The following is a 24,669-nucleotide window of genomic DNA, read 5'->3' as shown; positions in this document are numbered from 1 at the left end:
ATCAGTACCCGGAGAAATCGAGGTCGCGGGCGGTGAACACCTGGATCGGCGTGCCCTGCGGGACGCGGATGGTCGGCGAGATCTTGCTGTCGGACGCCAGGGCCTGGCCCGCCGCGCTCTGGGCGTCGGCCGACCCGCCGATGACGACCGTGCTCGAAGAGCCGTCGCCGATCGAACTGGCCAGACCCGACACCACCGACAGCAGGATCGCCGAGCCGAAGCGCTGGACGAAGTGGCGGTCGACCTTGCCCGACAGGCCGCTCTGTCCGCTGGCGTCGGCGACCGGCGAGGCCAGCTGCACCGAGACGCCGTCAGGCCGGATCAGTCGGCTCCAGACGATGAAGGCCCGGCTCTGGCCGGTGGCGACGCCGCTCTTGTACTGGCCGATCAGTCGGCTGCCGCGCGGGATCACCACCTCGGAGCCGTCGAAGCCCCGTACGTCGCGGCTGACGATGGCGCGGGCGTAGCCGGGCAGGTCCGAGTTCAGCGCTGTCTCCAGCACCGCCGGGATGATCGTGCCCTGCACCACCATGGTCCGGGGATCGGCCAGGCTGGAGGCGCGGGCGATCGGCGGGGCGTCGCTTCCGGCCCGGACGGCGAACTGCTCGTCCTGGCTCAGCGGGCCGCCCTCGGCCTTGGCGGCGCCGGCGGGCCCCGGCGAGGACCTGGGCGCGGTCTCGACATTAGTGTTGTCGATCACCATCGGCCCGGCCCGCGACTGGTTGGGGTCGACCGCATTCGGCGACGGCGGCTGCGGGGCGGCGGTCACCGGCGGCGGCGCGGTCTGGAGCGGCGGCGCCAGCGGGGCGACGAACGGCAGCGGCGGGTCGACCTGCGCGTGCGGCGCCGCGACCGCGACGGGCGGCGGGGCGGCCTTGTGGGTCCGTCCGTTGGACAGGCTGATCATCGTCACCGCTCCCAGGCCCAGGGCTCCGAGCACGCCCACCGCCATGCCCAGGCCGTCGCCCGCGCGGGCCGGACGGGCGACGTCGGGCGCGGCGGTCAGCGAGGCCGCCCGCAGGTCGGCGTCGGACATCGAAAGACGCGGGTCGCGGCCCGACAGGTCGGCTTCAGCGTACATCGGTCTTGCTCCGGGACGAGGAGAACCAGGCCAGGCCCATTGGCTTCCCAGGCGGCTTTTTCGGCGGCTCGGCGCGCGGCTGGGGCGAGGCGGCGTCCAGCGTCGGGGTCTGATAGGCGTCGTTGTGCAGCACCGCCACGGCGGCGCCGCGGCGCAAGACGAACGTCGGTGCGATCTGGTCGGCGACCAGCCAGTCGCCCTGGCTGGTGAAGCTGACCAGGGTCTCGGACTTGTCGGCGGCGACGGCGTAGACGGCGGGCGCGGAAATGCCCTCGGCCCAGCGGAAATAGGTCGCCCGGCCGTTGTCGAACACCCGCATCGGCACGTTGTCGCGCGCGCCGGTGAAGGTGTAGGCGAGGTTTCGCTGCTCCGGCGCCGGGATTATCGGCTCGGTGGGGGCGGCCGGCGCGCCGGCCAGGGCCGCGACCTCTAGGGGGGCGTCCTGGTAGCGGAAGCGCAGGTCGTAGACGACGTCGCCCCTGGCGCAGGCGGCGGTCGGCCTGGCGCTGAGCTCGAAGCTGTAGCGGCGGCGGTCGGTGGAGACCGTCATGTTGCTGTGGCTGGTGCGATAGGCTGGTTTGACGAACAGCATGTTGGCCCGCTTGTTGGGGCTGACCAGCCATTGGGCGGCGTCGCCCAGGCCGACGTTCTCGATGCGCTCGGACGGGTCGAACTCGATCATGGTCTGGAAGCCGAAGCAGCCGTCCAGGCGCACCACCGTGGTGTCGCTGTAGTCGATCAGGCGGATGCGGCCGTCGGCGGCGGCGAGGTTTGGTGCGGCCAGGACCGCGAGCACGGGGATGAGGGCGGTCTTCATGATCCAAGGGTCCCGGTCAGGGCGCGGGTGTCGCGGGGCGCGCGGAAGGTCTGGCCCAGGCCTTCGCCCCGGGGACGGGACGCGGCGGCGGACGCGGTCGCGGCGGCGGGTTCGCTCCGGGGACTGACGACCTCGATGCGGCGATCCGCGCCGGCGCTGGCCTCGCGCAGCACCGAGGCGGTGACGCTGGAGATCCGGCTGTCGGTCGAGGCCGAGGTCAGGACATGCTGGATGCTCGACGCGGACTCGGGCGCCAGGACGGTGTGCGAGGCTTCCGGCTCGGACCGCTCGCCCAGCTTCAGGCTCCAGCCCCGCGTCAGGCTGACGGCGGTCCAGACCAGGGCCACCAGCAACATCGCGTAGATCACCGCGCCCAGGAAAAGGGTCAGGATCGGCTGCATTTCCTGCACGGCGGCGGCGGGGTCGTCGGCGATGCTGGCGATGATCGGCGACAGCGCCGCCAGCACGCCCGAGCCGCCCAGGACCAGCAGCATCGGCGTGAAGGCCAGGGCCGTGGCGGTCTTCAGCCAGCCTTCGAACAGGCCTCGGGTGCGCTGGAACAGGGCCAGCACGATGAACACCGGTCCCAGGGCCAGCAACACGGCCAGCACGATGCGGCTGACGATCAACAGGCCCGCTGTACTGATCAGCAGGGTCAGCGCGCTGGCCCAGGTCAGCTTGATGGCGGTCTGGATCTTGGGGTCGTTGGCCTGGCCTTGCGAGGAGACCGCCTCGGCGACGTCGGTCATCTGGCCGAACAGCCCGTCCAGCCGGTCGGCGAAGGCTCTCGCCGCGCCGCCTTGTCCGCCCAGGAAGGCCGAGGCGATCTGGTCGGGACCCTTGGTCAGCAGGCCATAGACCACTGCCTGATAGGCCGGCCAGGCGGTGGCGAAGGTCAGGATCAGACCCAGGGTCAGGACCTTGGGCGTCATCGACGGCAGGGTCAGGCGCGTGCGGCCGGTGATCAGTCCGAAGGCGATGAAGGCCATATAGAGCGTCAGCAGGCTGGTGAGCGTGACGCCAAAGACGCCGCCTGGCGCGAACAGCCGGCCATAGCCGAGCGTCACCGCCGCGTTGATCTGGCAGTCCAGCGCGCCCATGCCGGCCGCCAGGCCCGCGTCGCCCGACAGGATGGCGGGACAGGCGTTCAAAGCGCCACGCTCCGCAGGACGGGCTTGCCCGCGACCGGCGGAATGACCGGCGTAGGACCGGGATAGGGCGTGCCCGTCAGGTCCTGCCACCAATAGACCGGGTGGTCGCCCTTGCGGCGGCGCAGGTCGTCCAGGCGCCGGACGCTGGTCTCGCGGCCCGACAGCACGGTCAACAGGTCGGGCATGTCCGACAGGTCCAGCCGCGCCACGACGCTGTGGTTGCCGTGCTTGACCAGGAAGCAGTGGGCATGGGCCGGCAGGGCCTGGATCAGGCCCAGCTCGTGTTCGGTCAGGCCGAACCCTTCGCTGTAGTCCTCGGCCCGGGCGCGAGGATTGGGCATGAAGATCTGGGTCGCCGACTGCTCGATGATCGCGGTCGAGACCTGGCTGTCCAGGGCGTCGCGGGCGCTCTGGGTGCCGAAACCCAGGATGGCGTTGCGCTTGCGCAGCGTCTTCATCCAGTCGCGGATGCGGGCGGCGAACACCGCGTCGTCCAGCGCCTTCCAGCCCTCGTCGATCAGGATCAGGGTCGGCTCGCCGTCCAGCCGCTCCTCGACGCGGTGAAACAGGTACATCATGGCCGGGGTGCGCAAGGTGGGCTCGTCCAGCACCTGGGTCATGTCGAAGCCCAGAACGCGGCGATCCAGATCCAGGCGGTCCGCATCGTTGTCGAACAGCCAGGCCCGGTCGCCCTCGCCGCACCAGGGCGCCAGGCGCGCGGCCAGGTCGCCGGGCTGCGGACGACGACGTCCGCCCAGCAGTTCGCGGAAATAGCGCAGGCGGCGGAAGGCCGGATCCTGGTCGAAATTGGCGTCGACGGCGGCGGCGATGGTCGCCTCGTCCTCGGCCGACAGGTCCTCGCCGGCCAGCCGCGCCACCCACTGGCGCAGGAAGGCGCGATTGCCCGGACTGTCGGGCAGTTGCAGCGGGTTGAAGCCGGTCGGCTCGCCCGGACGGATCACCGCATAGTGGCCGCCGATGGCGCGCAGGAAGATCTCGGCCCCGCGATCCTTGTCGAAGAAGATGGTGCGCGGACCGTTCTTCTGGGCCTGGGCGGCCAGGAAGTTCAGCACCACCGTCTTGCCCGAGCCCGACGGGCCGATGACGGTGAAATTGCCCAGATCGCCGTTGTGGAAGTTGAAGAAGTACGGCGTGGCCGAGGTGGTCTCCAGTACGCTGATCGCCGGACCCCAATGGTTGCCGCTGGCCCGGCCCGTCGGGAAGCCGTGCAGGGAGGCCAGGCTGGCGAAGGCCCCGGTCGAGATCAGCGCCTTGCGGGCGGCGTAGCTCTCATTGCCCGGGAACTGCGCCCAGAAGGCCGGCTCCAGGCCGATGTCCTCGCGCACCGCCACCGCGCCGAGATCGGCGAGGGTCGACAGGCAGGCGGCCGCCGCGCTGTCCAGGGCCGCCAGGCTGGGAGCCCGGACTACCAGGCTCAGCTGGTGCTCGCCCAGGGCCGAACGGCCGGAGGACAGATCGTCCTTGGCCTCGACCAGGCCGCGCCGCAGGGTGGCGGCGTCATCGTCGGCGGCGCGGAAGCGGCGCAGGGCGGTGTCGATGCGCTCCTGGCCGATCTGGCGGTCGACGAAGCCGAAGCTCTCGGCCAGGGTCATCTCGAACGGCAGGCGCAACAGGGCGTCCAGCATCCCCGGCGTGGCCGAGGGCGGATAGTCCTTCAGCGACAGCACGGCGGCGTAGTCCTTGTCGCCCGCGCCGCTACGCTCCAGGGCGTCGAGGCCGAAACTGATCCGGCGATACGGCAGGTGATGGCCCAGGTCGCCGGCCGACCACAGCATCGGCCGCAGCTCGCCGTTGAACACCGCCGACAGGAATTCGAGCGGCTCGGAGCATCGACCGGCCGGAGTCTCATAGCCGGCCAGCACGCGCGGCGCATAGTCCTGCAGGGCGGCGACCAAGGCCTCTCGCGCGCCGTCCAGTTCGCGGGCCTCGCGGGCCAGGGCGGCGGCCTTGGCCTCGTCGCCGACGTTGGTGAGGAAGCGCGTCGCGCGGTCGACCAGCCCCACCTTGCCCTTGGCCGGACGGCGCAGGATGGTCAGGAACAGGTCGTTGACGAACAGCCGTCGGCTGGACATCCGGGCCTGCCAGCGTTCGTCGATGGCGGCGCAGACCGGGTCGGCGAAGGCGCTCTTCAGCCCGGCCGACACCCGCCGCCGCAGGATGTGGTGGTGAACGACGTAGCGTGAGTTGGCCACCGCCCGCAGGGCGGCGTCGCGCATGGCCTGGCGATGGTTGAGGTCTTGCGTGTCGGCGGTCTCGAACGAAAAGCCGGCCAGGTGCAGCACCTGCATCAGCGAGCCGTCGCGCAACTGTACGGTGCGCTCGTCCAGCATCCGCTCGTAAGGCAGGCGGTCGCCCGCGCGCTGCTCGCCCTTGGTCCAGGCGGCGAAACCGGTCCAGTTGGTCATGAGGGGCTCACGGCGCATAGCTGTTGCACCGCCACCGACGCCAGTTGCGCACGCGGGGGCAGCGGCTGACCCGTGTCAGCCAGAGGTCGAAGATGCGTGGCTCGCGCAGGCAGGCGACATAGCCGATCCCGTGGACGGCCATCGCCAGGCCCAGGGCCCAGAACGAGCGGGTGACCAGGAAGGCCTCGGTGGTGACCACGCCATTGATGACGAAGAAGCTGTAGGTCACGCCTGCGAACATCTGCGGCTGGGTCAGGGCCCGGAAGATCGGGGTCGAGGCGAGCTCGGCCATGCTCGCGGCTCAGCCCGCCGCCGCGCGGATGCCGCCGACGATGGTGGCGGCGCCGAACAGGATGAAGCAGCCCAGGACGACGGTGGCGCCCATCCGCCAGTTGATCCGGCCGTTCAGCATCATGAAGCCGACCATGGCCACGGCGATCACCGCGACGGCGGTGGCGACATTGCCCAGCAGGGTGTCCTGGATCCAGCCGACGGCGTTGGCGATCGGCTGGGAGCCCTGCGGCTCGGCGCTGGCCGGCGCGGTGGCGGCCATGGCCATCAGCAGCGAGGCCAGGGGATAGCGGACGCGGGCGGGGATCATGGGAGGTCTCCGGAGGTCAGGGATTGGGAGGCGGAAGCGCTGGCCAGCCGGTCGAGATTGGCGGCGACATAGGCGCGGGTTTCGCGGAAGGGCGGCACGCCGCCGTACCGGACGACGCGGCCGCTTCCGGCGTTGTAGGCGGCCAGGGCCAGGTCAACGGCGCCGTCGAACCGGTCGAGCTGGGTGCGCAGATAGGCCGCGCCGCCCATGATGTTCTGGGCCGGGTCGCGCGGATCGACGCCCAGCTGGCGGGCGGTGGCCGGCATCAACTGCATGACGCCGATGGCCCCGGCGGGCGAGACGATGTCGGGGTCATAGCCGGACTCCGACCGCGCCACGGCGTCCAGGAAGTCGGGGCTCAGCTCATAGCGCGCGGCGGCGGCGGCGATGGCGGCGCGGAAGGCGGGCGGCGGGCCTGCCTTAGACTTGGTTGGCGCCGCGACCGGCGCGGTCCAGCCCTGGCCGATCTGGCGGGCGGTTCCGTCGTCGCCGATCTCCAGCACCTGGGCCCGGGCGACACCCTGGGCGCCGAGAACGCAAACACAGGTCGCCGCCAGCACCCGGGAATGCTGCTGGAGATTGCCTGTTCTTTGCCGGAGCTGACCCATGCATGCAGTATTGTTGGATCAACTCGTCGCCAATTTGACGGTTTGTATTTGAAATGTATCGCGAAACGCCGCGCCGATACGCCGCTCATACAGGCGCGGCGTAATTTCAGCGAAATGAATTGTTTCAACACCCGGGTCCCGGAAGGCCTCGCGCATCCGGGTCTCCGCCGGATGACCGCGCGGATCGGCAAGCCCGCGACGACGGGCGCGAAAAGGGAATCGCGAACATGCGGGACGGCGATCATATCGACGATCATGACCTGGGCTTGCAGCACGACCTGCAGGTCATCTCGGCCCGCTTGGTGGAACGTCGCCGGATGCTGGGCTGGCTGGGTTCGGGCGCCACGGCGGCCCTGGTGGCGGCCTGCGGCGGCGGCGGCGGTTCGTCCAGCTCCACGAGCTCGACCAGCTCCTCCAGCTCCAGCTCCTCGTCCAGCAGCAGCTCCAGTTCGTCGAGCTCCAGCAGCAGCTCGTCCAGCGCGACTTCGGTCGGCAGCTGCATCGCCGACCCGACCGAGACCAACGGCCCCTATCCCAGCGACGGCTCCAACAGCGTCAACGGCGTGATCTCCAACGTGCTGACCTCCAGCGGCGTGGTGCGCAGCGACATCCGCTCCAGCTTCGGGACCTCGACCAACACCGCGCCCGGCGTGCCGCTGACCCTGACCATCACCCTGGTCAACACCAACGCCGGCTGCCCGGCCCTGTCGGGCTATGCGATCTACATCTGGCACTGCACGCGCGACGGTAACTACTCGCTCTATTCCAGCGGCATCACCGGCGAGAACTATCTGCGCGGCGTCCAGGTGACCGACGCCAACGGCCAGGTGACCTTCACCACCATCTATCCGGGCACCTATTCGGGCCGCTGGCCGCACATCCACTTCGAGGTCTATCCCAGCCTGGCCACCGCCACCGGCTACGCCAACCGCGCCCTGGTCTCGCAGTTCGCCATGCCCAGCGCCGTCAGCGACACGGTCTATGCCGGGGCCACCGGCTACAGCGCCAGCATCGCCAACAAGGCGGCGATCAGCCTCGCCAGCGACAATGTGTTCGGCGACAACACCAGCGCCCAGATCGCCGCCATGACGCCCACCATCACCGGCAGCGTCTCGGCCGGCTATACCGGCACGGTCGTGGTCGGTGTCGCCCGCTAGGACGCGCTCGCCGCGTCGACAGAACCTGTTGGCGGCCGCCCTCGTGGCGGTCGTCTCCAGCCTGACCCTGTTCATCGGCCTGGGCGCCCCGGCCCATCCGATCTGGGACGAGAGCTACTATCTCACCTCGACCCAGCGCTATCTGGAGCGCACGGCGCAGTTCGCCTCGCACCCGCCGCTGGGCCTGATGCTGATCGCCGCCGGCGCGGCGCTGGGCGACGACCATCGCGGCGTCGACGCGCACGACCTGGCCGCGACCAAGGCCGTCGCCGGCGAGGACGTGCCGGCCGACTACGCCTATCTCCGCGTCCGCCTGGCCTCGGCGACCTTCGGTGTCGTCGGCGCGGTGCTGTTCTTCGCGCTGATGCTGGCCCTGACCGGCCGCACCCTGGCTGCCCTGCTGCTGGCCAATCTCTACATCTTCGAGAACGCCTTCATCGTTCAGGTCCGGGCCGGCCACCTGGACGCCTTCCAGATGACCTCCGTGCTGGCGGCGCTGCTGCTGTTCGTGCGCGCAATCGCGCGAGGCAAGGCCAGCGGCCCCGGGGACTTCGCCCTGGGCCTGGCCTGCGGTCTGGCGGCCATGGTCCGGCTGAACGGCGTCTTCCTGGTTCCGCTGGCCGTCCTGCTGACCGCGCACCGGCTGTGGCGCGCCGGCGGAGGCCCCGCCGCCTGGCTGCGCGCCGGACGCGACGGCCTCCTGATGACCGTGGGCTTCCTGCTCGCCGCCGTCGCGGTGATGACGGTCCATGTCGCGGTCAGCACCCATCCGCCCGACCCGTCGACTCCGGCGGGCCAACGCGACGCGGCGTTCGTCTCGCCGGCCCATGCGGACTACCTGGCCGGCCGCCGTCCCCTGTCGCCGCAGGTGGTGCTGGCGGCGACGAACGACTACCGGCGCTATGTCGCCGCCGACTATGACGGCATGGCCAAGGCCGACGCCAACGGCTCCAGCCCGCTGGGCTGGCCCTTGCACCATGGCGCGATCAACTACCGCTGGGACTCCGACGGGCTCACGACAAGCTACCTGCAGCTGGCCGGCAACCGTATAGGCTGGGCCGTCAGCCTGACGGGCCTGATCGCCGCGACCGCCCTGGCCTTCACCCGGAGCTGGACCGATCCCCGCCGTCGCGACCTGACCGTGATGCTGCTGGTCGTCTATGCGGGCTTCCTGGCCTTGCACGTGGCCCTGGCCCAGCATCGGGTGATGTATCTCTATCACTACTTCCCGGGCCTGCTGCTGGGCTTCGTGCTGGCGGCCGCGGCCTTCGCCGAGGCGCGCGAGCGCTGGCCGGAGCTGAGGATCTGGCGGCGCGGACTGGCGGTCCTCGCCGCGCTGCATCTGGCCAGTTTCGCGTTCGAGGCGCCCCTGACCTATCATCGCCCGCTCAGCCACGCGGCCTGCGCGGCGCGGAACCTCGGCCAGACGATCGTCGCCTGCCGATAGTCGCGCTTGCGACCACCCGCCGGTTGACACGCGCGGCCGATTTCGAGATTTTATCAGGGATAGCTTTTTCACATATAAGAATTTAGGGCGGACAGAGTGAGCGCGGCGTCAGCCAGCATCGGGCCAGCCGGAAAGACGATCCCCGCCCCTCCCCGCCTGGGGTTCGGCGGCGCGTCGATCGGCAACCTCTACGCCCCGATCAGCGACGCCCAGGCCCGCCAGACCGTCGACGCGGCCTATGAGGCGGGCGTCCGCTATTTCGACACCGCCCCGCACTACGGCTTTGGCCTGGGCGAGAGCCGCCTGGGCCAGGCCCTGGCCGGACGCGACGACGTCTTGATCTCCAGCAAGGTCGGCCGGCGGCTGGTCCCCACCGACGCGGGGCCCGGCGAGCGCCACGGCTTCGTCGACGCCGCCCCGTTCGAGCCGGTGTTCGACTATGGCTACGACGCGGTGATGCGCTCGTGGGAAGACAGCCGCGCGCGCCTGGGCCGCGACCGCATCGACATCCTGCTGGCCCACGACCTGGGCGTCCGCACCCATGGCGAGGACCACCCCGCCCGCTTTCGGGAGTTTTTCGAGGGCGGCTACCGGGCCATGCGCGCGCTGAAGGACGCCGGCGCGGTCGGGGCTATCGGCCTGGGCGTCAACGAGCAGGCCGTCTGCGAGGAGGCCCTGGCGCTGGGCGACTTCGACCTCTTCCTGCTGGCCGGCCGCTACACCCTGCTGGAGCAGACGGCGCTGGACGGCTTCCTGCCGCTGTGCGCCCGGCGCGGCGTGTCGATCATCGTCGGCGGGCCGTTCAATTCCGGCGTGCTGGTCGAGGGCGCGGGCCGGCAACCGCATTATAATTACAAGCCTGCCCCGCCGGAGATCATCGCCCGGGTCAGCCGGCTGGAGGCGGTCTGCGCCGCCCATGGCGTCCCGCTGGCGGCGGCGGCGTTGCATTTCCCCCTCGCCCATCCGGTGGTGGCCAGCGTCATCCCCGGCATGGACAGCCCCGGCCAGGCGCGGCAAGCCGCCGCCTGGCTGGCCACCGACATCCCCGACGCCCTGTGGGACGACCTGCGGTCCCAGGGTCTGCTGCATCCCGACGCGCCGACGCCGAGCGCCAGGATCGCGGCATGAGCCTGATCCTGCTGCATCCCGACGACAATGTGCTGGTGCTGTCGGCCTCGGTCCGGGCGGGCCAGCCTCTGACCATCGACGGCGCGGCCGTGACCGCCTTGGCCGATGTCGAGGTCGGCCACAAGCTGGCCCGCCGCGCCCTGGCGGCCGGCGAACGGGTGCTGAAATACGGCGCGCCGATCGGCTCGATGACCGCCCCGGCGACGATCGGCGAGCACGTCCACCTGCACAACATGAAGAGCGACTACATCGCCAGCCACACTCGGCGGGCCGTGGGCGCGGACGAGCCCTGACCATGCGCGGCCATCTTCGCGCCGACGGCCGCAAGGGCGTCCGCAACGTGGTCGCCGTGGCCTATCTGGTGGAGTGCGCCCACCACGTGGCCCGCGCCATCGTGGCCAGGAGCGACGACCCCGACGTCCAGCTGATCGGCTTCCCCGGCTGCTATCCCAACGCCTACGCCCTGAAGGTGATGCAGGCGATCGGGACCCACCCCAATGTCGGCGGGGTGTTGCTGATCTCGCTGGGCTGCGAGAGCTTCAACCGCGAAGCCCTGCGCGCCGCCGTCGAGGCCAGCGGCCGGCCGGTCGAGACGCTGGTGATCCAGGAAAGCGGCGGCACCGCCTCGACCATCCAGAAGGGCTTGGAGGCCGTCGCCCGGCTGAAGGCGATCGCCGACCAGACGCCGATGGTGCCGATGGACGTTTCCGAACTCGTCATCGGCACCATCTGCGGCGGCTCGGACGGCACCAGCGGCATCACCGCCAATCCCGCCGTCGGCCGGGCCTTCGACCGCCTGGGCGCGGCGGGCGCGGCCTGTGTCTTCGAGGAGACCGGCGAGCTGGTCGGCTGCGAGACCATCATGGCCGACCGGGCGATCACGCCGGAGCTGGGCCGCGAGCTGGAAGCCAGCGTCCGCAAGGCCGAGGCCTATTACACCATCATGGGCTACGGCAGCTTCGCGCCCGGCAACGCCGAGGGCGGGCTGACGACCCAGGAAGAAAAGTCGATGGGGGCCTATTCCAAGTCGGGCTCGGCCCCGATCGTCGGGATCCTCAAGCCCGGCGACCAGCCGCCCACCGGCGGCCTCTACCTGCTGGACGTGGTGCCCGACGGCGAGCCGCGCTTCGGCTTTCCCAACATCTCCGACAACGCCGAGATCGTCGAGCTGATCGCCTGCGGGGCGCACCTGATCCTGTTCACCACTGGCCGAGGCTCGGTGGTCGGCTCGGCCATCTCGCCAGTCATCAAGGTGTGCGCCAATCCCGAGACCTATCGCAAGCTCTCCGGCGACATGGACGTCGACGCCGGGCGGATCATGGAGGGCCGGGGCACGCTGGCCGAGGTCGGCGACGAGATCCACGACCTGGTCCTGGCCGTGGCGGGCGGCCAGCGGACGGTGTCCGAAGCCCTGGGCCACCAGGAATTCATCCTCACCTACAAGGCCTTCGACCCGATCGGTCCGGCCTGCCTGCCGCTGCGGCGGGCCAGCTAAGGGGCGCGTCGATGGGAAGATTGTCAGGCAAGACCGCCCTGGTGACGGCCGCCGCCCAAGGCATCGGCAAGGCCAGCGCCGAGCTCTTCGCCCGCGAAGGCGCGCGGGTGATCGCCACCGACATCAACGCCGATCTGCTGGCGAAGGTCGAGGGCTGCGAGGCCCGTCGGCTGGACGTGCTGGACCCCGAGGCGATCACGGCCCTGGCGACGGAGCTGGGCGCGATCGACGTGCTGTTCAACTGCGCCGGGGTGGTCCACTCGGGCACCATCCTCGACTGCGACGAGCGCGAGTGGGCCTTCGCCAACGACCTGAATGTCACCGCCCAGTACCGGATGATCCGCGCCTTCCTGCCGGCCATGCTGGCGGCGGGCCGGGGCTCGATCGTCAACATGTCGTCCGTCGCCAGCTCGATCAAGGGCGTGCCCGGCCGCTTCGCCTACGGCGCCACCAAGGCGGCCGTCATCGGCCTGACCAAGGCAGTCGCCGCTGACTTCGTCGCCCAGGGGGTGCGCTGCAACGCCATCTGTCCGGGCACGGTCGACACCCCGTCGCTGAACCAGCGCCTGGCTGACACCGGCGACTACGACGCCGCCCGCAAGGCCTTCACGGCAAGGCAGCCGATGGGCCGCCTGGGCCAGCCCGAGGAGCTGGCCCAGCTGGCCCTGTACCTGGCCAGCGACGAGTCGGCCTTCACCACCGGCCAGATCCACATCATCGACGGCGGCTGGATCAACTAGGTGCTGCCGAAGTCACATGAGGTCCGCTAGGCTCCCCTAACCACACAGAGAAAGGGCCAACGCATGATCACCGTTTGGGGCGGACAGACCTCGCGATCGATGCGGGTCGTCTGGGTGCTGGAGGAGATGGGCCTGCCCTACCAGGTGCGGCAGGTGGACATGCTGGCCGCCGAGCAGGACCCCGCGTTCCTGGCGATCAATCCCGCTAACTACATCCCGGCGATCCAGGACGGCGACGTCGTCATGGTCGAGTCGATCGCCATCATGGAGTACCTGATGGCCCGCTACGGGCCGACGCCGCTGGCGCCCGCGCCGCAGGATCCGACCTTCCCCGCCTATCAGCAGTTTCTGCACCTGGGCGAAGCCGGCCTGGCGACCCTGATGATGCCGGTCATCGTCAGCCGCTTCATCGCGCCCGAGACCGAGCGCGAGAACTGGGCCGCGGGCTGGTGTCTGAAGTCGTTCCAGAAGCGGTTGAAGCTGGTCAGCCAGCGGCTCGCCAGCTCGCCCTACCTCGCCGGCGAGGCGTTCACGGCCGCCGACATCTCAGTGACCTACGCCCTGACTCTGGGCCAACGGACCTGCGGGATCAGCCTCGGCGACGTCGAACAGGCCTACATCGCGCGTACTACGAACCGCGACGCCTACAAGCGCGCCTTCGAGCGGTCGCATGAAGGGGTGAACGCCTAAGCCCCGCCTCTTCAAGAGGCGAGACAGGCAGACCGGGCGCCGATCCGGCTCAGGCCAGTTCGCGGCGCTCGTTCAGGCACTCGCTGATCGCGCGGGCGCAACCGGGAATCCCCAGGGCCCCGACGAACGACATGGCGACGGCGGCGACCAGCATCACCGGCTGGAAGAGCAAAGTGATCGGTTGGAAGAAGCGCATGGGGTCTCTCCGCAAGGCCTTCGACGTCGGCATTGTGCATCCGGACTAAGACGGAAGCTTGACATTTGTTCCGGGCCCGAACGGAAAAGTTCAGTCCTCGTCGTTTTTTTTCGCGCACCCGAACCCATAAGCCACACGCGCCGCCTCGATGCGCTCGAGCTTGGCGTAAAGCGGCGACCAATCGTCTTCGGCCGCGATCGGCGCCCACAGGGCCTCGACCTCCTCGATCAGCAGCTCTTCGGGTTCGTCACGCGCGAAGACCGGATGCTCGAGACGTTCAGGCTGCTCTGATTCGACGTCAGCCAGATGACGGCGGAAGTCGACGAAGGCTTCCTCGCGATAAAGCGCGGCGCGGGGACCGGCCATGGCCCGGGCCTCCGAGGCCCGGCCGCCGAACCAGTCGAAGAAGAACGGCTCCCAGCGCAGCGCCTCCCCGCCCGAGGCCAGGGCCTTGAAGGCGGAATTGACCAGTTCGATGTCGGCCTCGGGGCCGCGCGGCTTCAGCGCCAGCCGCCGCAGCATCGCCGCGCGCAGGGCGTCGCGATAGGCGTCCGAGAAGCCGTTCAGCGCCGCCAGCAGGCCGGCTTGGTCGGTGACCAGGGTCAGGCAGGCGGCTAGCTGCTGCAGGTTCCAGAACACCGCCTCGGGCTGACGGCCAAAGCTGTAGAGCCCCGAATGATCGAAATAGGCGGCCGTGAAGTTGGGATCGTTGCGCGGCAGGAACCGCCAGGGGCCGTAGTCGAAGCTCTCGCCGGTCACGACCATGTTGTCGGTGTTGAGCACGCCGTGGACGAAGCCCGCCGACATCCAGCCGGCCAGGAGCCTGGCGCTGGCCTGGACCACCGCGTTCATCAGGGCGGCGGGACGGTCGGGCGCGTCGGCCAGGTGCGGATAATAGGTCTCGACCGCGTGGTCGACGAGCACGGTGATCAGGTCCGGCCGCTCGAAATAGGCCTGGCGCTGGAAGGTCCCGAAGCGGATGTGGCTGTGCGACAGCCGGGTCAGCACCGCCGAGCGCGTAGGGCTGGGCTCGTCGCCGCGCTGCAGTTCCTCGCCTGTCTCGACCAGCGAGAAGGCCCGCGAGGTCGGCACGCCCAGGGCTTCCAACAGGCTGGCGGCCAGAATCTCGCGCATGCCGCCCTTCAGGGTCAGCCGGCCGTCGCCCTGCCGCGACCACGGCGTCTGGCCCGAGCCCTTGGTCGCCAGGTCCAGCAGCCGGTCGGTCCCCGCCTCGCGCAGTTGGGCGAACAGGAAGCCGCGTCCGTCGCCCAGGTCGGGGTTGTAGCTGCGGAACTGGTGGCCGTGATAGCGCATGGCCAGCGGCTGGGGCTGGTTGTCCGGCAGGGGCTCGAACCGTCCGAACGCTGCGATCCACGCGGCGTCCGACAGTCCGTCCAGCCCGACGGTCGCCGCAGCGCGGTCGTTTCGGTAGCGTAGGCGGGTCATCGGGAAGTCGGCGGGATCGACCGGATCGGCGAAATCGCGCCCCAGCAGCATGAACTTCGGGTCGGGGCGATAGGCGGTCGAGAGGGTCATGCCCTCGCAGATGAGGCCGCCGGGCCGCTCTGACAAGCGTCCAATCCATCGCTTCCAGCCTCGGGAATGCTCGGAGAACGCTGTCGCATCTCCGCAACAGGCCTTTTCGATCCTTTTACCCATAAGGGTTTTCACTTGCCCTTATCGCTGGCGGTCCGTAACCGTTGCTAGTCCATTCGAACAATCGTTCGGCTGGGCCAATGAAAAATCCCCGTGGGCGTTGCAAGCGTCCGCGTCATAACAACCGAGGTAGGAAATGCGCTTTACCCAGGTGCTTTGCGGCACGGCGTCCGCCGTTGTGCTCGCTGGTCTGTCCGTCGCGAGCGTCGCGCAGGCCCAAGAAGCTGAAACCCTTACCGTCGACAGCATCGTCGTCACCGCCCAGAAGCGGGAGCAGAACCTGCAGGACGTTCCGGTCGTCGTGACCGCCGTCGGCGCCAAGCTGCTGCAAGACACGGGCGTCAAGGACATCAAGGATCTGACGATCCTCACTCCCGGCCTGACCGTCACCTCGACCACGTCGGAAGCCTCGACCACCGCCCGCGTCCGCGGCGTCGGCACGGTCGGCGACAACCCCGGCCTGGAAAGCTCGGTCGGCGTCGTGATCGACGGCGTCTATCGTCCTCGCAACGGCGTCTCGTTCGGCGATCTCGGCGAAATGGAACGCATCGAAGTGCTGAAGGGCCCGCAAGGCACCCTGTTCGGCAAGAACACCTCGGCCGGCGTCATCAACGTCGTGACCAAGGAGCCGGAATTCGGCTTCGGCGCGACGGCCGAAGCGACCATCGGCAACTACAACGCCCACGGCGTCGCGGCTTCGGTCACCGGCCCGCTGTTCGGCAGCGAGACCCTGGCCGGCCGCCTGTATGTCGCCGCCCGCGAGCGCGACGGCTACAACGACGTGGTCAACGGCAAGGGTCCGACCGATCGCGACCAGGACCAGGACCAGGGCTTCTACACGATCCGCGGCCAGCTGCTGTTCGTGCCGGACGACAAGGCCACCTTCAAGCTGATCGGCGACTACACCAAGCGCGACGAGAACTGCTGCGGCGCCGTGCAGATCCGCACCGGCCCGACCGCGCCGATCCTGAACGCCCTGGCCGGCGGCACAGCCCTGGCCGCCACCGCCGATCCCTATGCCCGCGTCGCCTATTCGAACCGCGGCGCGCCGTCGTCGATCGAGGACAAGGGCGTCTCGCTGGAAGGCAATATCGACCTGCCGATCGGCACGCTGACCTCGATCACCGCCATCCGCAACTGGCGCACCGACAACGGTCAGGACAGCGACTTCACCACCGCCGACCTGGCCTATCGCAATAAGGACGGCACCAACTACAGCGAGTTCACCACCTACACCCAGGAACTGCGCCTGGCCGGCAAGACCGGCAAGCTGGACTGGCTGGTCGGCACGTTCCTGGCCGACGAGAAGCTCGATACCAAGGCCAACTTCCTCTACGGCAACGACTACGAGCAGTATCTGGGCCGCCTGTTGTCGCGCTCGGCCGCCAACCCGGCCGGCATCGCCAACTTCATCTCGCTGCTGACCGGCCGCGCGCCGAACACCACCTTCACGCCCGGCCAAGGCCTGCGTGACAGCTACAACCAGCGCGCCAAGACCGTCGCGCTGTTCACCAACAACACCTTCCAGTTCACCGACGCCTTCAGCATCACCGCCGGTCTGCGCTACAGCATCGACAAGAAGGAACTGGACACCTACCAGACCATCACCGATGGCGGCGTCGGCTGCGGCATCGCCCTGTCGGCCGCCGGTCAGGCCCGCATCGCCGGCATCGTCGGCGCGGCGGCCACCCCGACCGTCGTCGGCAACCTCTGCCTGCCCTGGGCCAACCCGCTGTTCAACAACCGCGGCACCAACCAGTCGCGCGAGGACAAGGAATGGTCGGGCACGATCAAGGCGGCCTACCGCTTCTCGCCCGAAGTGTTCAGCTATGCTTCGTATGCTCGCGGCTACAAGGGCGGCGGCTATAACCTCGATCGCACCCAGTCGTCGAACGGCCTGCAGAGCGGCGGCCAGGGCGTGCTGCCGATCTACGACACCTCGTTCGAGGGCGAGTTCGTCGACAGCTACGAAGTCGGCGTGAAGAACACCCTGTTCAACCGCACCGTCCTGCTGAACGCCTCGATCTTCTATCAGAAGTTCACCGACTTCCAGCTGAACACCTTCCTGGGCACCTCGTTCGCGGTGCGCTCGATCCCCGAAGTGACCTCGCAGGGCGTCGACGCCGACTTCCTGTGGTTCACCCCGGTGCGCGGCCTGACCGTGCAGAGCGGCTTCACCTACGCCAAGACTCAGTACGGCGATCAGAAGATCCCCAACGATCCGACCAACGCCCTGGCCCTGCTGCCGGGCCAGACCTTGTCGCTGGCTCCCAAGTACTCGCTGTCCGGCTCGCTCACCTATGAGCACCCGGTCGGCGACAACCTGAAGGCCCGCTTCAATGTCGGCGCCAAGTACTCGTCGGAATACAACACCGGTTCCGACCTGTTCCCGCCGAAGATGCAGGACGCCTACACCGTCGTGAACGCCCGCGTCGGCGTCGGCTCGTCCGACGACAAGTGGACCGTCGAACTGTGGAGCCAGAACCTGCTGAACGAAAAGTACACGCAGGTCGGCTTCAACGGCTTCCTGCAAGGCTCGTCGGGTCTCAGCGCCACCAGCACCACCTATGTGCCGGCCAACGACACGATCACCTACGACGCCTTCCTCGGCGCGCCGCGCACCTACGGCGTGACCCTGCGGAGCAAGTTCTAACCGGGAGGGGATCTGGGAGCGGCTCGACCGCTCCCGGCTTTCGGATGAGGGGGGCGATCCGGGAAACCGGGTCGCCCTTTTTGTTTTCGGCCTTTCGATCGCGCGCCAAGCAACGCACCCTGCCATGGGGGATTCGCGACAAGAGGCCGCCATGAAGACGATCCGCATTCTGGGCTTCTGGATCTGCCTGGCGATCGGCCTGGGTCTGGGCGCCTGGACGCAGGAGACCCCGGCGCCCGTCGCCGCCGGTGCGCCGGCCGACGCCTTCTCGGCCGCCCGGGCCATGGTCGACGTCCGCGCCATCGCCCAACGTCCCCACCCGATCGGCTCGGCCGACATCGCCCGGGTCCGCGACCACCTGCTGGCCCGCATCGGCGAGCTGGGCCTGGAGGTCTCGGTGCGGCCCGGCGAGGGCTTCGTCTCCTATTCCAAGGACGGCCGCGCGCTGGGCGTGGCGGCGGTGCAGAACGTGGTCGGCGTCCTGCCGGGCCGAGACCGCCAGCTGCCAGCCGTGCTGGTGATGAGCCACTACGACTCGGTCCACAACTCGCCCGGCGCCGCCGACGACGCCCTGGGCGCGGCGGCGGCGCTCGAGATCGCCCGCGCCCTGAAGGCGGGGCCTCAGCCGGCCCGCGACGTGATCTTCCTGTTCACCGACGGCGAGGAAGCCGGCCTGCTGGGCGCCGACGCCTTCTTCGCCCGCGACCCGATGCTGGCCCATGTGGGCGTGGTGCTGAACATGGAGGCGCGGGGCGACGCCGGCCGCGCGGCGATGTTCCAGACCGGTCCCGACAACGGCCAGCTGATGACCCTGATGGCCCGCTCGGCCAAGCGCCCGTCGGCCAACTCCCTGGCCTCGACCGTCTATGAGAAGATGCCCAACGACACCGACTTCACCCACGCGGTGAAGAAGGGCCTGCCGGGGCTGAACTTCGCGATCATCGACAACCAGCTGGCCTATCACACGCCGCTGTCGACGCCCGACCGCCTGGACCAGGGCAGCCTGCAGCACATCGGCGACCAGGTCCTGCCGACCGCCCGCGCCCTGGCCAGCGCCCCGACCCTGCCGGGCAAGAGCCCCAACGTCATCTATTCCGACATCCTGGGCCTGACCTTGGTCAGCTATTCGACCGCCATCGGCTGGGCGCTGCTGGTCCTGGCCGCCGTGATGGTGGGCTTCGTCACCTTGCGCGCCCTGGCCGGCGGCATGACCCGGGTGTTGGACATCGCCCGAGGCTTCGCCGGCGCTTTGCTGCTGACCCTGGCCACGGCCCTGGTGCTGCACCTGGCCGGCCGGCTGCTGAACGTCGGCGACAGCCAGCGGCTGTACGACCTGCTGGGCCGCTTCAACCTGCTGCTGTGGGGCGCGGGCGCATTGGGCGTGGCGACAGGCCTCTTGGTGGTCACCGCCCAGGCGCGGGGCGCGCGGCGGTTGTGGCCCAGCCTGGTCGCGCTGATCCTGGGCGTGGCCTGCAGCCTGGTCGGCGGCTTCGATCCGATCGGCCTGGGCCTCGGCGTCGCGGTGGCGGCGATGACCTGGGCGGCGCTGGGCGCGCGGGTCGGCGTGCTGGGCGTGTGGATCGGCGGTCTGAAGACCCTGCTGCTGCTGGCCCTGGTCGCGCAGGTCCTGGCGCCCGGCGCGACGGTGATGCTGACCTGGCCGCTGCTGGTCGCGGCCCTGGGCGCCAGCCTCGCCATCGGCATGGGCGGCACCCGCGATCGCCGCGTCGCCCTGGCCGTGACCCTGGTCATGGGCCTGCTGGCCGTGCTGAGCATCGCCCAGCTGACCGCCTGGGGCGCCTGGACCTTCGCCGGCGTCGGCCTGATGGAGCCGGCCGTGCTGGCGATCTTCGTGCTGCTGGCCACGCCCTGCCTGGTGCCGATCACCTTCGACTTCGCCGAGTCGCCCTGGGGCTGGCGCGGCGCCCTGGCCCTGGTGGTCGTCGGCCTGGGCCTGACCATCGCCGCCGCCGCGCCCAACGCCTCGGCCGAGCGCCCCAACCTGACCGAGGCTCACCACGTGGCCGACGCGGCCAGCGGCAAGGCCTGGCGGGTCTCAAGCCTGCCCGACCTCGACAGCTGGTCGCGCGCCGTGCTGATCGCCGACGGCGGGCTGGACCCGAAGAAGCGGGCCTTCGCGCCCTTCACCCGCGAACCGATCTGGGCGTCCGAGACCCGTCCGGTGCCGATCACGCCGCCGGTCCTGACCGTCGAGCGGTCGGGCGATCGCCTGCTGGTGCGCGTCATTCCCGGTCCCGGCGCCGAGCTCCTGACCCTGAAGGTCAAGGCCAGCACCGCGCTCAGCGATCCGCGCCTGAACGGTCGGCCGATCACCCTGACCGCCAAGCCGGGCGCCTGGTCGACCCTGACCTATCACGCCCCCGATCCGAACGGCGTGACCCTCAGCTTCACCGCCGGTGCCCCCGGCAAGCTCGACGCGGCGGTGATGGAATATCGCGACGGCTGGCCGGTCGAGGCCCTGCCTCCGTCCTCCAAACCCGCCGAACTGATGGCCACCGGCATGTCGGACAAGACTGCGGTGATCGTCCGCGCGGGACTGAGCTGGGCGGCGGGGGAGCGAGAGGCGAGCAACTAGCCCCCTCTCTTCCTTTTTCCGCCGTCATTTCCGCCCTTGTGGCGGGAACCCCTCTATCCGCCGCAGGTGCGGGAGGGGCGGCGTGCCAGGCACGCCGCCTGCGCTTCACGTGTCAGCTGAACCAGGGGTTCCCGCCACAAGGGCGGGAATGACGGAACTTAAAGTGGGCTACGAGTTCTCGCCTAGACCGTCACAACGCCGTCGCCCGGCTCCTTCGCGTACAACGCCTCGACCAACGCCGCCCGTCGCTCCAGCGTGGCCCGCTGGTTGACGTAGCCCTTGTCGGTGATCTCGCCGGCGTCGATCGAGGGGGGCTCGGTCATGACCGTGAACCGGCCCACCCGGCGCGACGAGCCGCCGGCCGTGGCGTTGAACGCCGCCAGCCGGTCCTTCAGGAACGCCGTCAGCTTCTCCAGCGGCGTGCCCGGCCCTTCGTCGGCGACCAGGGCCATCAGCCCGACCGGCGAGGGCCAGAACAGGGCGCCGATGAACGGCTTGTCCTGGCCGCAGATCACCGCGTCCTGGATATAGGGGGTGCAGGCGGCCACCAGGTCGGGCCGCAGCACGCCGACGCTGACCCAGGTGCCGCTGTCGAGCTTGAAGTCCTCGGTCACCCGGCCGTCGAACACCAGGCCCTTGGCCGGGTCTTCCGGATCGACGAACCGCGCCGCGTCGCCCAGGCGATAGAAGCCGTCCTCGTCGAAAGCCGCCGCGGTCTTCTCGGGATCCTTGTGGTAGCCGCTGGCGACCGTCGGGCCCTTGACCCGCACCTCGAACTTGGACCCGCTGGGGGCCAGCTTCAGCTGGATGCCCGGCAGGGGCAGGCCGACCAGCCCGACCCGCTCTGTGATCCAGTGGGTGACGGTGATGCCCTGGGTTTCGGTCGCGCCGTACATCGTGGTCAGCGGGATGCGCTGGCCGGTCTCGGCCACGGCCAGGGCCTGCATGCGGGTGTAGACGTCGTTGGACAACGTCGCGCCGCCATAGCCCATGTAGCGCAGGTTCTTGAAGAACGACGCCCGCAGCACCGGATCGTTCTCCATGGCCTCCGCCAGCATCGAAAACGCGATCGGGGCCGAGCCGAACACGACGGGCGAGACCTCGTACAGGTTCTTGATCGTGGTCTCGAACATGCCGGGCAGCGGCTTGCCCTCGTCGATGTGCAGGGTGCCGCCGGCCCACAGCACGCCGTTGAAGCTGATGTTGCCCGCCGAGATATGGCTCCAGGGCATCCATTCCAGGCTTTGGGGAACCTCGCCGGTCTCGGGCTCGTCCAGCTTGATGCCGTCCTGGCCGGCGATCACGCCCGCCATCATGCCGTGGGTCTGGGGCACGGCCTTGGGCATGCCGGTCGAGCCGGAGGTGAACAGATACTTGGCCACGGTGGCCGGTCCCACCATTTCGCGGGAGGCGGTCACGGCCGCCGTGGGAACCGTCCCCGCTACGTCGGCGAAGGCGATCGCGCCCTCGCCCGTCCCGTCGGCGGTGATCACCTGGATCGTCGGATCCACCGCCTTCAGCGTCGCCAGCGCCTTGTCGAACAGCGCTCCGCTCTGGGCGAAGACCACGCGCGGCGCGACCTTGTCGAAACAGTGCTTGAGCTTGGCGTGGTCGGTCGAGATCAGGCTGTAGGCCGGGCTGATGGGCGCGGCCGGGACGCCGGCGGTATAGGCGCCCAAGGTCATCAGGGCGTGCTCGATTGAGTTGCCCGACAGGATCATCACGCTGTCGTCGGCGGTCAGGCCCTGGTCCAGCAGCCACTGGGCGATGCCCTCGACCGCCCGCAGCGCCTCGCCGTAGGTGACGCCGCGCCAAGGGCCATGGCCGGGCTCGCGCTGCTTGATGTAAGGCCGGTCGCCATGCTCGCCGGCCTTCTGGGCCAGCAGGTGGGCGATCGAGCGGGGGCCCTGGCCGGGCGCGTGGTTGGAGGTGATGATCACGCTGCCGTCGGGTCGTCGCTCGACGCTGACGTCGGGGCCCTTCATCGGCAACGGCTTGAAGGGTGCGGTAGAGGCGTCGCGCGGCGGCGACGCGCCATCGGCTGGCGGCATGGTCTCACTCCCTCAGATTATCGTTGTTCTGTTAGGGAGCGACGTTAACGGAAAGCCGGCGTCCGGCAAGGTTGACGCTTGGGGAGGGGCGGCCGTGCGGCCTTCGAGGCTAGCTGCGCCTCTAGACGCCGACCTTGGCTTCCAGCTCGGCCAGGCGCTGGCGGGTCAGGGCCAGGTCGGGGCCGAAGCGGGCCGGGTCGGCGGCGGCCAGACGCGCGGCGACGTCGTAGCTTTCGCGATAGAGGTCCAGCGCCCGCATGCGGTGGCCGCGATCCTCGCGCAGGTCGGCCAGGCGCTCCAGCGACACCGACAGCGCGCGCTGGGCGTTGGGATCCTGGGCCTCGCGGCCGCCGCTGGAGCGGCGCAGGGCGAGGGATTCCTCGAAAGCCGACAAGGCGTCGTCCAGGCGCCCTTCCGTCTCGGCCACGTCGCCGACTCCGGCCAGAGTCCCGGCCAGCATTTCCAGGACGGCCGGATCGCCGGGCGACGCGCGCAGGGCGTCGCGGGCGTAGGAGACGGCGGTCTCATAGGCCTCGGCGGCGTCGTCCATCTGGCCCTGGCCGCGCGCGAAGTCGCCCAGGTCGCGATGGGCGATGGCCTGCTCGCGATCGCCGCGGGCGGCGGCCTTCATGGCCATCAGGGCCCGGGCGGCGTCGGCCCAGGATTCGGCGCGGCTGAGCGAGACCATGCGCTCGCGCAGTTGAGCGAAGGTTTCGGGCGTCGGAGCCCCCGGCGCGGACGGCGCGGCGCGGACCTCGAGCACCGGCGTGGCCATGGGCGGCGGCGCGCTGGGCTGGACGACGGCGGGCTGAACCATCGCGGGTTGGGCGATCGGCGGGCGCGCGTCGGCCTCGGCCGAGACCGGCGCCAGGGCGGCCGGGTCGAATTCGAAGCCCAGGGCCGTGGAGGGCGTCTTGCGCCGCTTGGGCTTGGGTCGCGGCGTCAGGGCGGCGACGAGCAGTACTCCCCCGAGTATCGCCGCCGCCCCGCCCGCGAATGGTCTATGCGGCTCGAACGGTCCCAGGTCGAGATTGGCGGCCCAGCTCCCCAGCTTGCCCCAACCCGCGACCACGTATCCCGACGTCGCCAGGATCAGCCCCAAGATGATCCCTACGATGCGAGCCAGCATGTCGCCCCCTCCAAGACGTCCATTCGCCAGGAGCGACAGGTCAAACCGACCCCGCCCCCGCCGTCGAGACGTCTCAACTGGTGGGGGAAGTGGGTGCGGAAAGACGACGCTCCTACGGGCGCCGGGCGCCCAAGGCGCCTCTAAATCAACCAGCTACGCGGGCGAGGATGCGCTTCACCCCTGGCCAGATAATAGATTCCGACGCAGCAGCGCGCGATGAACCACAGGCCGATGGCGCCCATGATCAGGGCGCCGGCGGCCACCACGGGGATGCCGACCAGCAGCAGCGACAGCGGCAGGCCCAGGATGAACAGCGTCAGGCCGATCAGGAACCAGCCGATCGACAGCCAGAAGCTGCGGATGGCGAAGGTGTAGTGGCTCTCGTTGATCGGCCCGGCCGTGGCGCGGTTGGCGTAGGCGACCAGAAGCCCGACCAGGATGGTCAGGCCGTTCATGCAGCCCAGCAGGTAGAGGCCGTAGACCACGGCCGGCAGGACCTTGTCCTCTTCGGCGCGGGCGACGGGAGCGGTGGCGTCGGTCATGGGTCAGAGCATCCAGTTCTTGGGGGTGGGATAGGCCTGGCCCTTCAGGAGAAGCGACAGGCCGACGATGCAGCGCACGGCGATCCACACGCCGGTCGCCGCCAGGATCACGAAGCCGATGCCGACCACCGTCAGCACGCCGGCGACGATCGCGAACAGCAGGGCCAGCCAGAAGGTGCGGATCTGGAACGCGTAATGGCTCTGCAGCCACTCGGGCGCGCCCTTGCGGCTGACATAGGCCAGCACGACGGCGATCACCGACGTGACGCCGGTCACCAGGCCCGCCAGGTGCAGCACATAGACGACGACCGGCAGGGTCTTGTCGTCCTGCAGGGCGGGAGGAACGGAGGTGTCGAGGTCGGTCACGAGGAAAGCTGAGCCTTGGAAAACGATGTTGTCCAAGGATCGTCGTTATCGAGGCTCGATGCAAATGAAGGTCGCGTAACCTGAAGATCCTCCCCCTCTGGGGGAGGTGGCCCGGAGGGCCGGAGGGGGTCCTCTCCGG

General features: G+C 69.7%; 23 protein-coding genes. 9 read left to right on the top strand and 14 right to left on the bottom strand.

The features are described from left to right. Position 1: 1 nt before the first annotated feature. The 8 genes from AC1RUS_RS21075 to AC1RUS_RS21040 are packed head-to-tail and all read right to left on the bottom strand — an operon-like array spanning position 2 to position 6,840. Entirely contained in the window at positions 2–1,081 is a 1,080-nt protein-coding gene (locus AC1RUS_RS21075) for a TrbI/VirB10 family protein (RefSeq protein WP_492918588.1), read from the bottom strand. After that, entirely contained in the window at positions 1,071–1,898 is an 828-nt protein-coding gene (locus AC1RUS_RS21070; protein WP_492918587.1) for a TrbG/VirB9 family P-type conjugative transfer protein, read from the bottom strand. The genes AC1RUS_RS21075 and AC1RUS_RS21070 overlap by 11 nt, the downstream gene beginning before the upstream one ends. Next, the gene (locus tag AC1RUS_RS21065; RefSeq protein WP_492918586.1) at positions 1,895–3,049 is read right to left on the bottom strand and encodes a TrbL/VirB6 family protein; all 1,155 of its coding nucleotides are present in this window, start codon (positions 3,047–3,049) and stop codon (positions 1,895–1,897) included. Before AC1RUS_RS21065 ends, AC1RUS_RS21070 begins: the two co-directional genes overlap by 4 nt. After that, positions 3,046–5,475: a VirB4 family type IV secretion/conjugal transfer ATPase gene (locus AC1RUS_RS21060; RefSeq protein WP_492918585.1), complete on the bottom strand. Its 2,430-nt coding sequence runs from the start codon at positions 5,473–5,475 to the stop codon at positions 3,046–3,048. The genes AC1RUS_RS21065 and AC1RUS_RS21060 overlap by 4 nt, the downstream gene beginning before the upstream one ends. Positions 5,476–5,482: 7 nt before the next feature. Further along, complete coding sequence (locus AC1RUS_RS21055) at positions 5,483–5,767, bottom strand: VirB3 family type IV secretion system protein (RefSeq protein WP_492918584.1); 285 nt, start codon at positions 5,765–5,767, stop codon at positions 5,483–5,485. A 9-nt stretch (positions 5,768–5,776) separates the two neighbouring features. Continuing rightward, complete coding sequence (locus tag AC1RUS_RS21050; RefSeq protein WP_492918583.1) at positions 5,777–6,076, bottom strand: TrbC/VirB2 family protein; 300 nt, start codon at positions 6,074–6,076, stop codon at positions 5,777–5,779. After that, positions 6,073–6,684 (bottom strand): lytic transglycosylase domain-containing protein, encoded by a 612-nt coding sequence (locus AC1RUS_RS21045; RefSeq protein ID WP_492918582.1) that lies wholly within the window; start codon positions 6,682–6,684, stop codon positions 6,073–6,075. Before AC1RUS_RS21045 ends, AC1RUS_RS21050 begins: the two co-directional genes overlap by 4 nt. 18 nt (positions 6,685–6,702) lie before the next feature. Then, entirely contained in the window at positions 6,703–6,840 is a 138-nt protein-coding gene (locus tag AC1RUS_RS21040) for a hypothetical protein (RefSeq protein ID WP_492918581.1), read from the bottom strand. A 71-nt stretch (positions 6,841–6,911) separates the two neighbouring features. Here AC1RUS_RS21040 and AC1RUS_RS21035 point away from each other — a divergent pair, with 71 nt between their 5' ends. The 7 genes from AC1RUS_RS21035 to AC1RUS_RS21005 all read left to right on the top strand — a co-directional run bounded on the left by AC1RUS_RS21035 (position 6,912) and on the right by AC1RUS_RS21005 (position 13,341). Further along, positions 6,912–7,841 (top strand): intradiol ring-cleavage dioxygenase, encoded by a 930-nt coding sequence (locus AC1RUS_RS21035; RefSeq protein ID WP_492918580.1) that lies wholly within the window; start codon positions 6,912–6,914, stop codon positions 7,839–7,841. A gap of 28 nt (positions 7,842–7,869) precedes the next feature. Beyond that, positions 7,870–9,288, top strand: a complete 1,419-nt coding sequence (locus tag AC1RUS_RS21030) for a phospholipid carrier-dependent glycosyltransferase (protein ID WP_492918579.1) — start codon at positions 7,870–7,872, stop codon at positions 9,286–9,288. A 96-nt stretch (positions 9,289–9,384) separates the two neighbouring features. Further along, positions 9,385–10,416 carry an aldo/keto reductase gene (locus AC1RUS_RS21025; RefSeq protein WP_492918578.1) on the top strand — a complete coding sequence of 344 codons (1,032 nt, stop codon included), beginning with the start codon at positions 9,385–9,387 and terminating at the stop codon, positions 10,414–10,416. Next, complete coding sequence (locus tag AC1RUS_RS21020) at positions 10,413–10,709, top strand: UxaA family hydrolase (RefSeq protein WP_492918577.1); 297 nt, start codon at positions 10,413–10,415, stop codon at positions 10,707–10,709. Before AC1RUS_RS21025 ends, AC1RUS_RS21020 begins: the two co-directional genes overlap by 4 nt. A 2-nt stretch (positions 10,710–10,711) precedes the next feature. Then, on the top strand, positions 10,712–11,911 hold the full coding sequence (locus AC1RUS_RS21015) for a UxaA family hydrolase (RefSeq protein WP_492918576.1): 1,200 nt from the start codon (positions 10,712–10,714) through the stop codon (positions 11,909–11,911). A gap of 11 nt (positions 11,912–11,922) precedes the next feature. Continuing rightward, entirely contained in the window at positions 11,923–12,651 is a 729-nt protein-coding gene (locus tag AC1RUS_RS21010) for an SDR family oxidoreductase (RefSeq protein WP_492918575.1), read from the top strand. Between the two features lie 63 nt (positions 12,652–12,714). Further along, positions 12,715–13,341, top strand: coding sequence for a glutathione S-transferase family protein (locus AC1RUS_RS21005; RefSeq protein ID WP_492918574.1), 627 nt, complete (start codon positions 12,715–12,717; stop codon positions 13,339–13,341). Positions 13,342–13,390: 49 nt separating this feature from the next. On the opposite strand, the gene AC1RUS_RS21000 is transcribed toward AC1RUS_RS21005, so the two are convergent. After that, the gene (locus tag AC1RUS_RS21000; protein ID WP_492918573.1) at positions 13,391–13,537 is read right to left on the bottom strand and encodes a hypothetical protein; all 147 of its coding nucleotides are present in this window, start codon (positions 13,535–13,537) and stop codon (positions 13,391–13,393) included. A 90-nt stretch (positions 13,538–13,627) separates the two neighbouring features. Then, positions 13,628–15,073 (bottom strand): protein adenylyltransferase SelO, encoded by a 1,446-nt coding sequence (locus AC1RUS_RS20995; RefSeq protein ID WP_492918572.1) that lies wholly within the window; start codon positions 15,071–15,073, stop codon positions 13,628–13,630. A 256-nt stretch (positions 15,074–15,329) separates the two neighbouring features. Here AC1RUS_RS20995 and AC1RUS_RS20990 point away from each other — a divergent pair, with 256 nt between their 5' ends. Both AC1RUS_RS20990 and AC1RUS_RS20985 read left to right on the top strand, forming a co-directional pair. Beyond that, positions 15,330–17,846, top strand: coding sequence for a TonB-dependent receptor (locus tag AC1RUS_RS20990; RefSeq protein WP_492918571.1), 2,517 nt, complete (start codon positions 15,330–15,332; stop codon positions 17,844–17,846). Between the two features lie 151 nt (positions 17,847–17,997). After that, entirely contained in the window at positions 17,998–20,442 is a 2,445-nt protein-coding gene (locus AC1RUS_RS20985; RefSeq protein WP_492918570.1) for a M20/M25/M40 family metallo-hydrolase, read from the top strand. A 182-nt stretch (positions 20,443–20,624) separates the two neighbouring features. Here the strand turns inward: AC1RUS_RS20985 and AC1RUS_RS20980 are convergent, their stop codons facing one another. From AC1RUS_RS20980 to AC1RUS_RS20965, 4 genes are all read right to left on the bottom strand, one after another. Beyond that, positions 20,625–22,493 carry an AMP-binding protein gene (locus AC1RUS_RS20980; protein WP_492918569.1) on the bottom strand — a complete coding sequence of 623 codons (1,869 nt, stop codon included), beginning with the start codon at positions 22,491–22,493 and terminating at the stop codon, positions 20,625–20,627. Positions 22,494–22,614: 121 nt separating this feature from the next. Beyond that, complete coding sequence (locus tag AC1RUS_RS20975; protein ID WP_492918568.1) at positions 22,615–23,622, bottom strand: tetratricopeptide repeat protein; 1,008 nt, start codon at positions 23,620–23,622, stop codon at positions 22,615–22,617. A gap of 140 nt (positions 23,623–23,762) precedes the next feature. After that, complete coding sequence (locus tag AC1RUS_RS20970) at positions 23,763–24,164, bottom strand: DUF4870 family protein (RefSeq protein ID WP_492918567.1); 402 nt, start codon at positions 24,162–24,164, stop codon at positions 23,763–23,765. Positions 24,165–24,167: 3 nt separating this feature from the next. Next, positions 24,168–24,530, bottom strand: coding sequence for a DUF4870 family protein (locus AC1RUS_RS20965; protein ID WP_492918566.1), 363 nt, complete (start codon positions 24,528–24,530; stop codon positions 24,168–24,170). Positions 24,531–24,669: the final 139 nt, after the last annotated feature.

Source organism: Caulobacter sp. GW821-FHT10F06 (assembly GCF_058809215.1).
Note: the sequence above shows the minus strand (reverse complement) of the source record. Positions and strands in the feature narration are given on the sequence as shown.

What these genes read in the sequence shown, in the direction of transcription:
- AC1RUS_RS21050 (WP_492918583.1), bottom strand. Translation starts at nt 6,076, where the DNA reads ATGATCCCCGCCCGCGTCCGCTATCCCCTGGCCTCGCTGCTGATGGCC.
- AC1RUS_RS20995 (WP_492918572.1), bottom strand. Translation starts at nt 15,073, where the DNA reads ATGACCCTCTCGACCGCCTATCGCCCCGACCCGAAGTTCATGCTGCTG.
- AC1RUS_RS20980 (WP_492918569.1), bottom strand. Translation starts at nt 22,493, where the DNA reads ATGCCGCCAGCCGATGGCGCGTCGCCGCCGCGCGACGCCTCTACCGCA.
- AC1RUS_RS21005 (WP_492918574.1), top strand. Translation starts at nt 12,715, where the DNA reads ATGATCACCGTTTGGGGCGGACAGACCTCGCGATCGATGCGGGTCGTC.
- AC1RUS_RS21035 (WP_492918580.1), top strand. Translation starts at nt 6,912, where the DNA reads ATGCGGGACGGCGATCATATCGACGATCATGACCTGGGCTTGCAGCAC.
- AC1RUS_RS21015 (WP_492918576.1), top strand. Translation starts at nt 10,712, where the DNA reads ATGCGCGGCCATCTTCGCGCCGACGGCCGCAAGGGCGTCCGCAACGTG.
- AC1RUS_RS21075 (WP_492918588.1), bottom strand. Translation starts at nt 1,081, where the DNA reads ATGTACGCTGAAGCCGACCTGTCGGGCCGCGACCCGCGTCTTTCGATG.
- AC1RUS_RS21045 (WP_492918582.1), bottom strand. Translation starts at nt 6,684, where the DNA reads ATGGGTCAGCTCCGGCAAAGAACAGGCAATCTCCAGCAGCATTCCCGG.
- AC1RUS_RS21010 (WP_492918575.1), top strand. Translation starts at nt 11,923, where the DNA reads ATGGGAAGATTGTCAGGCAAGACCGCCCTGGTGACGGCCGCCGCCCAA.
- AC1RUS_RS20975 (WP_492918568.1), bottom strand. Translation starts at nt 23,622, where the DNA reads ATGCTGGCTCGCATCGTAGGGATCATCTTGGGGCTGATCCTGGCGACG.
- AC1RUS_RS21000 (WP_492918573.1), bottom strand. Translation starts at nt 13,537, where the DNA reads ATGCGCTTCTTCCAACCGATCACTTTGCTCTTCCAGCCGGTGATGCTG.
- AC1RUS_RS20970 (WP_492918567.1), bottom strand. Translation starts at nt 24,164, where the DNA reads ATGACCGACGCCACCGCTCCCGTCGCCCGCGCCGAAGAGGACAAGGTC.
- AC1RUS_RS21070 (WP_492918587.1), bottom strand. Translation starts at nt 1,898, where the DNA reads ATGAAGACCGCCCTCATCCCCGTGCTCGCGGTCCTGGCCGCACCAAAC.
- AC1RUS_RS21055 (WP_492918584.1), bottom strand. Translation starts at nt 5,767, where the DNA reads ATGGCCGAGCTCGCCTCGACCCCGATCTTCCGGGCCCTGACCCAGCCG.
- AC1RUS_RS21060 (WP_492918585.1), bottom strand. Translation starts at nt 5,475, where the DNA reads ATGACCAACTGGACCGGTTTCGCCGCCTGGACCAAGGGCGAGCAGCGC.
- AC1RUS_RS20985 (WP_492918570.1), top strand. Translation starts at nt 17,998, where the DNA reads ATGAAGACGATCCGCATTCTGGGCTTCTGGATCTGCCTGGCGATCGGC.
- AC1RUS_RS21020 (WP_492918577.1), top strand. Translation starts at nt 10,413, where the DNA reads ATGAGCCTGATCCTGCTGCATCCCGACGACAATGTGCTGGTGCTGTCG.
- AC1RUS_RS20990 (WP_492918571.1), top strand. Translation starts at nt 15,330, where the DNA reads ATGCGCTTTACCCAGGTGCTTTGCGGCACGGCGTCCGCCGTTGTGCTC.
- AC1RUS_RS21040 (WP_492918581.1), bottom strand. Translation starts at nt 6,840, where the DNA reads ATGCGCGAGGCCTTCCGGGACCCGGGTGTTGAAACAATTCATTTCGCT.